This window comes from Streptomyces sp. NPDC047886 (assembly GCF_043204435.1).
In the GTDB taxonomy this organism is placed as follows: Bacteria; Actinomycetota; Actinomycetes; order Streptomycetales; family Streptomycetaceae; genus Streptomyces.
Window position 1 is genome coordinate 405,735 of sequence record NZ_JBIDCF010000005.1, and the last position, 14,512, is coordinate 420,246.

At 74.8% G+C, this 14,512-nt stretch carries 1 protein-coding gene; it reads right to left on the minus strand.

Going from position 1 to position 14,512, the window contains the following annotated elements:
• Positions 1 to 144: 144 nt before the first annotated feature.
• Complete coding sequence (locus ACGF5U_RS19830; protein WP_392818853.1) at positions 145 to 14,511, minus strand: amino acid adenylation domain-containing protein; 14,367 nt, start codon at positions 14,509 to 14,511, stop codon at positions 145 to 147.
• Between the last annotated feature and the right edge of the window lies 1 nt (position 14,512).

Below are 14,512 nucleotides of genomic sequence, written 5' to 3' on the forward strand. Positions count from 1 at the left end.
GTGTCTTGGGGGTGGGCGCCGCCGCCCGGGGCGGTGCGCGCCCCGGGGGCGGGTCCGGCGGACCCGGCCGGGGCCGCCCGAGGCGGGGATCCTGGGCGGGGCCCGAGGGGGGATCCTGGGCGGGCCCCGGGACCCGGGCCCGGGTCACTCCAGCTCGGACAGGACCTGCGCCTCGACCGCGGCGGCGAGGTCGGCCACCGTCGGGTTGTCGAAGAGGGTCCGCGCCGGCAGGTCCACGGCGAACACCTCACGGACACGGGAGATGACCTGGATGCTGAGGATCGAGTCGCCGCCCAGGTCGAAGAAGTTGTCCTCGACGCCGACCTTGTCCACGCCCAGCACATCGGCCCAGATTCCGGCGACCAGCTCCTCGCCGGGGCCGCGCGGCGCCACGTACGCGTCCAGGCCGGGCCCCGCCGCCTCCTCGGGCGAGGGCAGCGCCCGCCGGTCGACCTTCCCGTTCGGGTTGAGCGGGAAAGCGTCCAGCACGATCACGGCCGAGGGGACCATGTACGCGGGCAGCGACCGGGCGGTGAACTCCTTCAGCGCGTCCGGGTCGAGCAGCTCGGCGTCCGCCTCCGGGACGGCATAGGCCACCAGCCGCTTGGTGCCGGGGTGGTCCTCGCGGGCCAGCACCAGCACCTGGGCGACGCCCGGGTACGCGGCCGCCGCCGCCTCGATCTCCCCCAGCTCGATGCGCAGGCCCCGGATCTTCACCTGGAAGTCCGTACGGGAGACGAAGTCGAGGTTGCCGTCGGGGAGCCAGCGCACCAGGTCGCCCGAGCGGTACATCCGGGTGCCCGGCTCGCCGAACGGGTCGGCGACGAACCGCTCCGAAGTGATCGCCGGCCGGTTGACGTAGCCCCGGCCCATGCCGTCGCCGGACAGGTACAGCTCACCGGCGACACCGGGCGGCACGGGGCGCAGCTCCGGGTCGAGGACGTAGACGCGGGTCCCGGCGACGGGGGTGCCGATGGGCATCGGTCCGCTGCCGGAGTAGTTGCCGTTGACGATGAACAGCGAGGTGAACACGGTGTTCTCGGTCGGCCCGTACCCGTTGATCATGCGGACGCCGGGGAGGCTCTCCACGACCTTCAGGCAGTGCGCGGGGGAGAGCGTGTCACCGCCCGACATGATGAGCCGCAGTCCGGAGAGGACCTGGACGTCGCTGTCGACGATCTCGTGGAAGAGCCCGGCGGTGATCCAGACGACGGTGACGCCCCGGGAGTGCAGGAACGTCCCGAGCTCGGCCGCCGACATCGTGCGCGACGGGCTGACCGCGAGCGCCGCCCCGTTGAGGAGCGCGCTCCAGATCTCCAGCGTCCCGGCGTCGAAGGACACGGTGGCGAGCTGCCCGACGACGTCCCGCTCCGTCATGGCGAGCTTCGGGTCGCGGGCGATGCGCAGCACGCCCCGGTGCGGCAGGACCGCGCCCTTGGGCCGGCCGGTGGAACCGGACGTGTAGATGACGTGCGCCAGGTTGTCCGGGTGCACGGCCACGTCGGGCGCGTGCTCCGGCAGCCCGGCGAGCGCGGACCGCTCCGCCGGGTCGTCCAGGACGAGCAGCCGTACGGGGGCGTCGGGCCCGGCGCCGACCGCGTCCTCGGGCAGGGCGGCCGCGCACGCGGTGTCGGTGACCACCAGCCCCGCGCCCGAGTCGGTGACCATGAACGCGAGCCGGTCGGCCGGGTACTCCGGGTCGAGCGGCACGTACGCGCCACCCGCCTTGAGGACGGCCAGCAGGGCCGTGAACAGTTCGGCGCCGCGGCCCAGGCACACCCCGACGCGGGTGTCGGGGCCCACGCCGAGGGCGGTGAGCCGGTGGGCGAGCCGGTTGGCGCGGGCGTCGAGTTCGCCGTAGGTGACGAGCTCGTCGCCCACGACCAGCGCGGTGTTGCCGGGGGCGCGGGCCACCTGCTCGGCGAACACGCCGGTGAGGGTGGCGCCTTCGTCGCCGGGCGCGCCCCGGCCCCACTCCTCCAGGACCCGGTGCCGCACGTCGGCGGCCATGGGCTCCAGCCGGGCCAGGGTGCGGCTCTCGCCGTCCGGTTCGGTGACGAGGGCGCGCGCGTGGTGCAGGAGGTCGTCGCGCAGGGCCTCCACGGTGGTCCGGTCGAAAACCTCAGGGTCGTGCAGCAGGATCAGCGTCAGCGTGTCGGTGCCCCCGGTGTACGCGGCCAGGTTCAGCGGGTAGTTGGTGGCCTCGACGGCGCTGATGTCGCTGATCCGCAGCCCCTTGCCGGCGGCCGCCTCGGTGTCGACCGGGTAGTTGGCGAACACGATGAGGCTGTCGAACAGGGCCTGTTCCGTGCCGAGTTCACTGAGGGCCTGGACGCGGGTGAGGGGCAGGTGGTCGTGGCGGCGGGCCTCGACCTGTTCGGCCTGGAGCCGCTGCAGCCAGTCCACGACGTCCATGCCGGGTTCCATGCGGACGCGTACGGGCAGGGAGTTGATGAACAGGCCGATCATGTCGTCGGCGCCGGGCAGGTCGGTCGGCCGGCCGGATGTGGTCGCGCCGAACACGACGTCCCGCTGTCCGGTCCGCCCCGCGACGAGCAGCGCCCACAGGCCCTGCACGACCGCGTTCACGGTCAGCCGGTGCCGCCGCGCGAACGCGTGGAGCCGGGCGGACAGGTCGGCGGGGAGCCCCACGTCGACCCGCTCCGACGAGCGGCCCTGCCCGGAGCGGGCGGCGGGCCGGTCGTACGGCAGGGCGACGGGCGTGTCGAACCCGGCGAGTGCGGTGCGCCAGAACTCCTCCGCCTCCGGGACGCTCCGGTCGCGGCTCCAGCGGGCCTGGTCGGCGAGGCGCCTGCCGCCGCTGACCGCCGGGAGCGGGGCGCCCGCCGCGCGCGCGGTGTAGTCGTCGAGGACGAGGGAGAGGACGCGGGCCAGGCTCCAGCCGTCGAGGAGGAGGTGGTGGAAGGTGAACAGCACCCGCACCCGCTCGTCGCCGAGCCGGACCAGCGCCAGCCGCGCCAGCGGCACCGCCCGCAGATCCAGACCCCTCGCCCGGTCGTCGGCCACATACGCGTCCCAGCGCGCCGCCCGCTCCTCATCCGACAGGCCCCGCCAGTCCAGGATCTCCACCGGCAGACCCACCTCCCGGCGCACCACCTGCACCGGCTCCGCGACGCCCTCCCACACCACGCCCACACGCAACGCCTGCACCTCGTCCACCACCCGCTGCCACGAGGCGGCGAGGTCGGTGACGTCCGCGACGCCGTCGACCACGAACATCATCTGTTCGAAGTAGGCGGGTGATCCCTGTTCCATGAGGGCGTGGAAGAGCATGCCGGACTGCATGGGCATCAGCGGCAGGATGTCCTCGACGTTCCGCCCGTCACCGGCGACCCGGTCCACCCCGGCCTGATCCAGACCGGACAGCGGGAAGTCCGAAGGCGTGCAGCCACCCGCGCCCGGCTCCTCGCAGTGCGCCACGAACTCCTCCAGCGCCGCCACGAACCGCGCCGCAAGACCCTCCACCACACCATCGGCCAGCACCCCCGCCGACCAGCCCCACTCCACCAGCAGCCGGCCGTCCACCACCCGCCCCACCACGTCCAGCACATACGGACGCGGATCCAGCGGACTGGTGTCGCCGTCCTGGAGGAAGTCGGCTCCGCGCAGCAGCGCGCCGCCGGAGCTGTCGGGTGCCGAGGTCGCGCTGTCGAACTGGCCGAGGTAGTTGAAGGACACCTGCGGCTGTACGGGGTCGGTGACCGTGGACGCGGCGTCCGCCAGCCAGCGCAGGGCGCCGTGGCCGATGCCCCGGTTCGGGACCGTACGCAGCCGCTCCTTCGCCGACCTCACCACATCGGCCCAGGCGTTCCCGGGCCCGGCCTCCAGTTCGACGGGGAACACCGACGTGAACCAGCCCACCGTCCGCGACAGGTCGACACCGCCCGGCAGCACCTCCTCACGCCCGTGCCCCTCCACGTCCACCACGACCCGCTCGGCGCCGGTCCACTCCCCCAGCACCCGGCCGAGCACCCCGAGCAACACCTCGTTGACCCGCGTCCGATAGACCGCCGGCACCCGCTGCAGCAGCGACCGCGTCACGTCCACCGACAGCTCGGCGGAGACGACCCGCAGCGGGCCGGGCTCGACGGAGGCGTCGACGCCCGGGAGGGCGACGGCGGCCCCGGCACCGATCCGGTTCCAGTACTCCCGTTCACCGTCGAAGCCGCCGGCCTCCACATGGGAACGCAGCCGCGCCGCCCAAGTGCGGAACGTCGTGGTCTTCGGCCCGAGGTCCACCGGCTCGCCCGCGACGAGCTGTCCGTAGGCGACGCCGAGGTCCTCCAGCAGCACCCGCCACGACACGGCGTCGACCACGAGGTGGTGGGCGACCGCGACCAGTTCGCGGGAGCCGGGCCCGAAGTCGAGGACGAGGAACCTGACCAGCGGCCCTTCGGTCAGGTCCAGACCGCTCTGGGTCGCGGCGACGACACGGTCCGCCTCGGCGCGCGCCGCCTTCGCGGGCAGACGGCTCAGATCCGTACGGTGCAGGACCTCGCCCGCCTGCTCCACGACGTCCTGGGTCCAGCCGTCCTCGTGCCGCGCGAAGCGCGTGCGCAGCGCCTCGTGGTGGTCCACCACGGCGGCGACGGCGCCCGCCAGCGCGTCCAGGTCGGCGCCGGGGTCGAGGGCGGCGGCCATCGACATGGTGAAGTGGTGCGGCGCGCGCGGGTGGGTGCGGAAGAACCACTCCTGCACCGGGGTGAGCCCCACGGGCCCCTCGACCGGCGCGGCGGTGTCGTGCTCGCCGCCCGCCGTTCGGGCGCCTGCCGTCTCCAGGGCCTCCAGGCGCTCGGCGAGCGCCCGTACGGTCTGGCAGTCGAAGACGTCCGACGGGGAGAGGGAGAGCCCGGCGGCGCGGGCGCGGGAGACGACCTGGATGCTGAGGATCGAGTCGCCGCCCAGGTCGAAGAAGTTGTCCTCGACGCCGACCTCGTCCACGCCCAGGACGTCCGCCCAGATGGCGGCCAGCCGCTCTTCGAGCGGGGTGCTCGCGGCGACGCGCGCCCGTTCCGTGCCGTACACGTCGGGGGCGGGCAGCGCCTTGCGGTCGACCTTGCCGTTCGGTGTCAGCGGCAGCGCGTCGAGGACCGTGAAGACCGAGGGGACCATGTAGTCCGGCAGCGCGGCGGACAGGAACGCGCGCAGCGCGGCCGGGTCCACGGCGTCCGCGTCCAGCCCCGCGGCCGGTGACACGTAGCCGACGAGGCGCCCGGAGCCGGGGCCGTCGGTGCGCAGCACCACCGCGACCTGTCCGGCCTGGGGGTGCGCCGCCAGGGCGGTCTCGACCTCGCCGGTCTCCACGCGGTGGCCGCGCACCTTGACCTGGGCGTCGGCGCGGCCCGCGAAGTGCAGCCGGCCGTCGGTGTCCCAGCGGACCAGGTCGCCGGAGCGGTACATGCGGGCGCCGGGCGCGCCGAACGGGTCGGCGACGAACCGCTCGGCGGTCAGCCCCGGACGGCCCGCGTAGCCCTGCGCCACCCCGTCGCCGCCGATGTACAGCTCGCCGACGACGCCGGGCGCCACCGGGCGGAGCCAGTCGTCGAGGACGTAGGTGCGGACGTTGGCGTAGGGGCGGCCGATGGGCGGGGCGCCCGGGTCGGCGGCGTCGAGCGGGTCGCTGAACGTGGTGGCGATGGTGGCCTCGGTCGGCCCGTAGCCGTTGATCATCCGCCGTCCCGTGGACCAGCGGGCGACGAGGTCGGCGCTGACGGCTTCCGCGCCGACCAGCAGGACGCGCAGGTCGGGCAGTTCGGCGCGCGGCAGGGCGGCGAGGAGCGCGGGGACGATCAGGGCCTGGGTCACCCGTTCGCGTTCCAGCAGGTCGAGGAGGTCCTCGGCGGCGATGCCGCCGGCCGGGGCGAGGACGAGGGTGGCGCCGTGGGCGAGTGCCCAGAGCAGTTCGAAGACGGAGGCGTCGAAGCTCGGGGACGAGCTCTGCAGGACGCGGTCGCCCTCCCGGACACCGAACGTGTCGGCGATCCCGGCGACGAGGGAGCTGAAGCCGTGGTGCGGGACCTCGACGCCCTTGGGGGTGCCGGTGGAACCGGACGTGTAGATGACGTACGCGGGGTGGCGGGGGTCGGGGTCGATGCCGGGCAGGGTGTCGGGCAGCCCGTCCAGCGTGTCGCCGAGCTCGTCCAGGTGGATGACGTCATGGGTGCCGGTGGCGGGCAGCCGCTCGGCGTGCGTCCGCTCGGTGAGCAGGAGCGCGATCCGGGAGTCGGCCACCATGTGGGCGATGCGGTCGGCCGGGTAGGCGGGGTCGACCGGCACGTACACGGCGCCGGACTGGAGGACGGCCTGCGTCGCGACGAGCCAGGGGATCCCGCGTTCCAGGGCGACACCGACGCGGTCGCCGGGGCGTATGCCGCTGCCGATCAGATGGTGTGCCAGCCGGGCCGCCCGCGCGTACAGCTCGGCGTACGTGAGGGTGGTGTCCCCGGCGACGACGGCCGGCAGGCCGGGGGTGCGGGCGAGCTGCGCCCGGAAGATCCCGCCGAGGGTGAGGCGGTCCAGGTCGCGGTCGGCGCGCCCCCACTCCTCCAGGACCCGGTGCCGGTCCGCGGGCTCGGTCGGGGCGAGCGCGGCGAGGGTGCGGCCCGCGGCGGTGACGACGGCGCGGGTGTGGTGGGCGAGGTCGTCGGCGAGCGCCTCGACGGTGGCCCGGTCGAAGATGGCGGGGTCGTAGACGAGGACGTGGGTGAGCTGTTCCCCGCCGTACGTCATCAGGTTGAGGGGGTAGTTGGTGGCCTCGACGGCGCTGATGTCGCTGATCCGCAGGCCCTTGCCGGCGGCCGCGTCGGTGTCCACGGGGTAGTTCTCGAAGACGGTGAGCGTGTCGAACAGCGGCTGGTCGCCGGGGAGTTCACTGAGGGCCTGGACGCGGGTGAGGGGCAGGTGGTCGTGGCGGCGGGCCTCGACCTGTTCGGCCTGGAGCCGCTGCAGCCAGTCCACGACGTCCATGCCGGGTTCCATGCGGACGCGTACGGGCAGGGAGTTGATGAACAGGCCGATCATGTCGTCGGCGCCGGGCAGGTCGGTCGGCCGGCCGGATGTGGTCGCGCCGAACACGACGTCCCGCTGTCCGGTCCGCCCCGCGACGAGCAGCGCCCACAGGCCCTGCACGACCGCGTTCACGGTCAGCCGGTGCCGCCGCGCGAACGCGTACAGCTGGCCGGTCAGTTCGGGGGTGAGCCGCAGGGTGAGCCGCTCGGTGGAGCGGGCCCGCCCGGAGCGGGCGGCGGGCCGGTCGTACGGCAGGGCGACGGGCGTGTCGAACCCGGCGAGCGTGGACCGCCAGAACTCCTCGGCGGCCGGTACGTCGCGCTCCCTGAACCAGCGGGCCTGGGCGGCCAGTCCACGGCCGCCCTCACGGACGGCCGGCGGGGTGGCGCCGTCCGTGGTGTGCGCGGCGTAGTCGTCGACGACGAGGGAGAGGACGCGGGCCAGGCTCCAGCCGTCGAGGAGGAGGTGGTGGAAGGTGAACAGCACCCGCACCCGCTCGTCGCCGAGCCGGACCAGCGCCAGCCGCGCCAGCGGCACCGCCCGCAGATCCAGACCCCTCGCCCGGTCGTCGGCCACATACGCGTCCCAGCGCGCCGCCCGCTCCTCATCCGACAGGCCCCGCCAGTCCAGGATCTCCACCGGCAGACCCACCTCCCGGCGCACCACCTGCACCGGCTCCGCGACGCCCTCCCACACCACGCCCACACGCAACGCCTGCACCTCGTCCACCACCCGCTGCCACGAGGCGGCGAACGCGTCCGGGTCGGTGACGCCGTCCACGACGTACATCAGCTGCTCGGTGTACGCGGGTGATCCGGGCTCGGCGAGGGCGTGGAAGAGCATGCCGGACTGCATCGGCATCAGCGGCAGGATGTCCTCGACGTTCCGCCCGTCACCGGCGACCCGGTCCACCCCGGCCTGATCCAGACCGGACAGCGGGAAGTCCGAAGGCGTGCAGCCACCCGCGCCCGGCTCCTCGCAGTGCGCCACGAACTCCTCCAGCGCCGCCACGAACCGCGCCGCAAGACCCTCCACCACACCATCGGCCAGCACCCCCGCCGACCAGCCCCACTCCACCAGCAGCCGGCCGTCCACCACCCGCCCCACCACGTCCAGCACATACGGACGCGGATCCAGCGGACTGTGTTCGCCCGAGGGGCCGGGCAGCACGGAGTCGAGCAGCGGGCTGTCGGCGGTCATACCGTCGAACTGGCCGAGGTAGTTGAAGGAGACCTGCGGGCGCGCGAGCCGCCCCAGGTCGCCCGCGGCGGAGTCGGGGTCGCCGAGCCAGCGCAGGGCGCCGTGGCCGATGCCCCGGTTCGGGACCGTACGCAGCCGCTCCTTCGCCGCCTTCACGACGTCGGCCCAGGACCGGCCGGTGCCCGACGCGAGTGCGACGGGGTACACGGAGGTGAACCAGCCCACGGTGCGGGACAGGTCGACACCGCCCGGCAGCACCTCCTCACGCCCGTGCCCCTCCACGTCCACCAGCACCCGCTCGGCGCCGGTCCACTCCCCCAGCACCCGGCCGAGCACCCCGAGCAACACCTCGTTGACCCGCGTCCGGTACACCACGGGCACCCGCTGCAGCAGCGACCGCGTCACGTCCACCGACAGCTCGGCGGTGGCCACGCGGACGTCTCCGGGCGTGGCCGGGGCGCCGGTGACGGGGAGTTCGGCGGTGGCCTCGGCGCCGACCCCGGTCCAGTACTCCAGTTCGTCGTCGAAGCCGCCGGCCTCCACGTGGTCGCGCAGGCGCGCCGCCCACTCCTGGTACGAGGTGGTCTTGGGCCCGAGGTCCACCGGGTCGCCCGCGACGAGCTGTCCGTAGGCGACGCCGAGGTCCTCCAGCAGCACCCGCCACGACACGCCGTCGACCACGAGGTGGTGGGCGACCACGACGAGTTCCGCCGGGGCGTCGGGGAGCGTGAACATCGCGAAGCGGATCAGGGGGCCGTCGGACAGGTCGAAGCCGGTCTGGTAGCCGGTCACGGTGTCGTCCACGGCCGCCCGAGCGGCCGCGCCGCCGAGCCCGGACAGGTCGTGGTGGTCGAGGGTGACGGCCGTGTCGTCGGCCGCGTTGTGCTGCCGCCATCCGGCACCGGTCCGGGTGAAGCGCATCCGCAGGGCGTCGTGGTGCGCCGCGACGGCGGTCACCGCGCCCGCGAGGGCCGCCGGGTCCGTGCCGGGGCGGAGGGCGAACCGGAGTGCCTGGTTGAAGTGGTGCGGGGCTTTCCGGTGCGTGCGGAAGAACCAGCGCTGAATGGGCGTGAGTACCACGGGGCCCTCCACGGGGGGCTGGTCGGGTCCGTCGTCGTGACCGTGACGGTCGCCGTCGGCGTGGGCGGCGTGGGCGTCCTGGAGTGCGGCGGCGAGGCCGGCGACCGTCTGCCGTACGAAGATGTCCTGCGAGGTGAGCGTGATCCCGGCCCTGCGGGCGCGGGAGACGACCTGGATGCTGAGGATCGAGTCGCCGCCCAGGTCGAAGAAGTTGTCGTCGGGGCCGACATGGGCGACGCCGAGGACGTCCGCCCAGATGGCGGCGAGCTCGGCCGCGAGCGAGGTGGGCGCGGCGGGAACCGCGGGGGCGCCGTCGGCGGGCGCGGTGCCGGACGCGGTGCCGGTGTCCTGTCCCGTCCCGGCGCTGGTGCTCCGTTCGCCGGGCGCGGGCAGGGCCTTGCGGTCGACCTTGCCGTTCGGTGTCAGCGGCAGCGCGTCGAGGACCGTGAACAGCGCGGGCACCATGTGGCTCGGCAGGGCGGCGGACAGGAACGCCCGCAGCGCGGTGGCGTCCGGCGCGGTGGCATCGTCCGGGGCCGCGCCGTCCGGGGCGGTGGCGCTGTCCGGGGCGGTGTCCGCGCGGCGCGGCACGACGTAGGCGACGAGCTGCTTGCGGCCGCCCCGGCCCGGGCGGGCCACGACGACGGCGCGGGCCACACCCGGGTGCGCCGAAAGGGCCGTCTCGATCTCGCCGGGTTCGACGCGGAAGCCCCGGATCTTGACCTGGTCGTCGCCGCGCCCGTGGAACTCCAGCAGGCCGTCGGCGCGCACCCGCACCAGGTCGCCGGAGCGGTACATGCGGGCGCCGGGCGCGCCGAACGGGTCGGCGACGAACCGCTCGGCGGTCAGCCCCGGACGGCCCGCGTAGCCCTGCGCCACACCGTCGCCGCCGATGTACAACTCGCCGACGACGCCCCGCGCCACCGGGCGGAGGCGGCCGTCGAGGACGTACAGCCGGGTGTCGGCGATGGCGCGTCCGATGGGCACGCCGTCACCGGTGAGGTGCTCGGCGCGGACGGGTCCCGCGGCGGCGAAGGTGGTGGTCTCGGTGGGGCCGTAGCCGTTGACGAGGGTGAGGCCGGGCAGCCGTTCCAGGACGGTCCGGCAGTGGGTGACGGAGAGCGCGTCGCCGCCGGCGATGAGGTACCGCAGTCCGGCGAGTACGCCCGGGTCGGTGTCCACGACCTCGTGGAACAGCCCGGCGGTCAGCCACAGGGCGGTGACGCCGTGGGAGGTGAGGAAGGCGCCCAGGTCGGGTGTGTCGAGGACACCGGGCGGTGCGACGGCGAGGGTGGCGCCGTTGAGGAGGGCGCCCCAGATCTCGAAGGTCGCGGCGTCGAAGGAGACGGAGGCGAGCTGGGCGACGACATCGCCCTCGGTGAGCCGGATGTACGGCGTCTCGCGGACGACGCGGTCGATGGCCCGGTGCGGGGTCAGGGTGCCCTTGGGGGTGCCGGTGGACCCGGAGGTGTAGATGACGTAGGCGACGCTGTCGGGGGTGAGGGGCGAGGCGACCCGGCCGGGGTCCTGGGCGTCGATCAGGGCGCGGTCGGTGTCGACGAGGAGGGCCGGGACGTCGGGGGCGTCCGGTGCGAGGGCGCTGTCGGTGACGAGCAGCGTCATGCCGGAGTCCTCGGCCATGAACGCGCGCCGCGCGGCCGGGTACGCGGGGTCGAGCGGCACGTAGGCGGCGCCCGCCTTGAGGATGCCGAGCAGGGCGACGATCAGTTCGGGGCCGCGCTCCAGGCAGACGCCCACCCGGTCGCCGGGGCGGGTGCCCCGGGCGCGGAGCCGGTTGGCGAGACGATTCGCCCTGGCGTCGAGTTCCGCGTAGCCGATCCGGGTGTCTCCGTGCAGCAGCGCGACGGCGTCGGGCGTGCGGTCCACCCGCGCCTCGAACAGCTCGGGGAGCGTGGCGGGGGCGATCCCGCGCGCGGAGGCGTCCCACTCCTCGCGCAGCAGCCGTGCCTCAGCGCCGGTCAGCATGTCCGTGGCGGCCACGGGCCGGCCGGGCGCCGCCGTGAGCCGGTCCAGGAGGGTGCCGAGGTGACCGGCGAACCGCTCGATCGTGGCCGGTTCGAACAGGTCGGTGCTGTACTCGACGGAACCGGTCAGGCCGCCGCCGTCGGCGGGCCAGAACTCCAGGGTGAGGTCGAACAGGGCCGCCTCGCGGGGCAGCACGGCCTGCGACACCTCGACGCCCGGGAACTCGGGCAGCGCGGCGGGGGCGTTCTGGAGGACCAGGACCGCCTGGACGAGCGGTGGGCGGCCGGGGTCGCGGTCGGGCAGTACGGCGTCCACGATCCGGTCGAACGGCACGTGCCGGTGGGTGAGCGCCTCGCGGAGGGTGTCGCGCGTCCGGTCGGTGAGGTCCTCGAACGTGAGGTCCTCGTCGATGTCGGCGCGCAGGGCGAGGGTGTCGACGAAGAACCCGACGAGCCCGTCGAGTTCGGCGCGCTCCCGGCCCGCGTCGACCGTGCCGAGAACCAGGTCGCGCTGCCCGGACCAGCGGGACAGCAGCAGCTGCACGGCGGCGGCGAGCGGGGCGAAGAGCGTGGCCCTGCGGTCGTGGCCGAGCGCGGTGAGCCGGCGCACGGTGTCCGCGTCCACGGTGAACAGGTGCCGGGCGCCCGCCGACGTGCGGACAGGCGGGCGGGGCCGGTCGGTGGGCAGCTCCAGCGGCTGAGTCCCGGCGAGGCGGCGGGTCCAGTACGCCAGGTGCTCGTCGGCGGCCGGGCCTTCGGCGCGCTCGCGCTGCCAGGCCGCGACGTCGGTGTACTGGAGCGGCAGGTCGGGCAGTCCGGCGGCGGAGGCCAGGTCGGCGGCGGCGACCGGGTGCGCGGTCGCGTCGGCGTCCGCCGTGAGCGCGGCGGTGTACAGCTCGCCCAGCTCGCGGGCCATGACGTCCATCGACCAGGCGTCGGCGGCAATGTGATGTGCCGTCAGGACGAGCAGGTGCTCCTGCGGGGCGGTGCGGACGAGCAGGGCCCGCAGCACGGGTCCGGTCCGCAGGTCGAACGGCGCGGACACCTCGGCGCGCAGCGTCTCGTCCAGGCGCCGGGCGCGCTCGGCGGCGGGCAGGCCGGACAGCTCCGTCACGGGTAGGGGTACGGGGTCGGCGCCGGGCTCCGCGACGACCTGGAACACCGTGCCGTCCACCTCCGTGAAGGTGGTGCGCAGCGGCTCGTGCCGGGCGACCAGCGCGGTCAGCGCGGCGGTCAGCGCGCCGGTGTCCAGGGCGCCGGTGAGCCGCAGGCCGGTGGCGCAGTTGTACGCGGCTCCCCCGGGCTCGTACGTGTCGAGGAACCACAGCCGCCGCTGCGCGGACGACGCCTCGACGGAGGCGCCGCGCGGTACGGGGACGGGCCCGGCGGCGCGGCCGGTGAGGGCGGCGTCGGCGAGGTGTTCGGCGAGCCGGGCGGCGTAGGCGGTGACGGTGCGGTGGTCGTGCAGCCAGCCGGGCTCGGGGGCCGCGCCGGTCGCGCGCTGCACGGCGAACGCCATGCGGAGTCCGGCGATGGAGTCGCCGCCCGCCGCGAAGAAGTCGTCCTCGGCCCCGACACGGTCCACGCCGAGGACGTCGGCCCAGATCCCGGCGAGGGTGGACTCCAGTTCGGTACGGGGGGCGACGTACGCGGCGGGGCCGGTGGGGGCGGGCTCGGGCAGCGCCTTGCGGTCGACCTTGCCGTTCGGGGTGAGCGGCAGCCGGTCCATGGCGACGAACGCGGCGGGCACCATGTGGGCGGGCAGCCGGCCGGACAGGTAGCCGCGCAGTTCGGTGTCGTCCGGGGCGGCGCCGGTCCCGGCGGCGGTGTAGTGGGCGACGAGCCGGGGGGCGGCGGCACCGCCGGACATCACGGAGACGACGGCCTGGAGCACCCGTTCGTGCTCGATGAGCGCGATCTCGATCTCGCCGAGCTCGACCCGCAGGCCCCGGATCTTCACCTGCTGGTCGGACCGGCCAACGAACTCGTACGCCCCGTCGCCGAGCTGACGCACCAGGTCGCCGGTCCGGTACATCCGGGAGCCGCGCGGCCCGTACGGGTCGGCGACGAACCGTTCCGCGGTCAGCCCGGCCCGGTTGACATAGCCGCGGGCCAGGCCGTCACCGGCGATGCACAGTTCACCGACCGCGCCCTCGGGGACGGGGCGCAGCCGCTCGTCCAGCACCATGACCCGTACGCCGTCGACGGCGCGCCCGATGCCGGGGGAACTCTCGGCGTGCGTGGGCAGCGGGTCGCTGAGGGTCGCGGTGACGGTGGCCTCGGTGGGGCCGTACGCGTTGAACATGTGCCGCCCGCGCGCCCAGCGGGCGACCACCTCGGGCGGGCACGGCTCGCCGCCGGTGGCGAGAGCGCGCAGCCGGGGCAGCTCGACCGGCGGGATCGTGGCCAGCACGGACGGCGGGATCATGGCATGGGTGACGGAGGCGTCGGCGAGCAGCCCGGCCATGGCCTCGCCGACGGCCTGGGCGGGCGCGGCGGGCAGGACGAGTGTGGCGCCCGCGTACCAGGTCTGGACGACGTCGGCGATGGCGACGTCGAAGTTGGGCGAGGCGAACTGCAGGACCCGGCTGTGCTCGTCGATGCCGAACGCCGTGGCGTGGGCGGCGCCGAGGCCGTGGATGCCCCGGTGGGTGACGGCGACGCCCTTCGGGGTGCCCGTGGAACCGGAGGTGAACAGCACGTACGCGGTGTTGTCGAGGTGCACGCCGACCCGCGGCGCCGGGTCGTCGGCCGGTTCGGGGTGGCCGGGCGCCGGGGCGCCGTCAGCCTGCCACGGGGAGTCGAGGAGCAGCGTGTCGGCTGCGGCGGGGGCCCGGGAGCCGAGGGCGCTCTCGGTGACGACGAGTCCGATGCCGGCGTCGGCGACCATGAACGCCAGCCGGTCGGCGGGGTAGTCGGGGTCGAGGGGTACGTAGCAGCCGCCCGCCTTGAGCACCGCGAGCAGCGCGACGATCAGCTCGGGTCCCCGGCGGACGCAGACGCCGACCCGGCTCTCGGGCGCGACACCGCGGGTGACGAGGCGGTGGGCGAGGCGGTCGGCGAGGCGGTCGACCTCGCCGTAGGTGAGCCGCCGGTCCCCGCACTCGATGGCCGGGTGGTCCGGTCGGCGCGCCGCCTGGGCCTCGAACAGTCCGTGCATGGTGATGCCGCGTGCCGTCCGTCGGTCGAGCGGGAAGGAGCTGCTGTCAGAATTCATG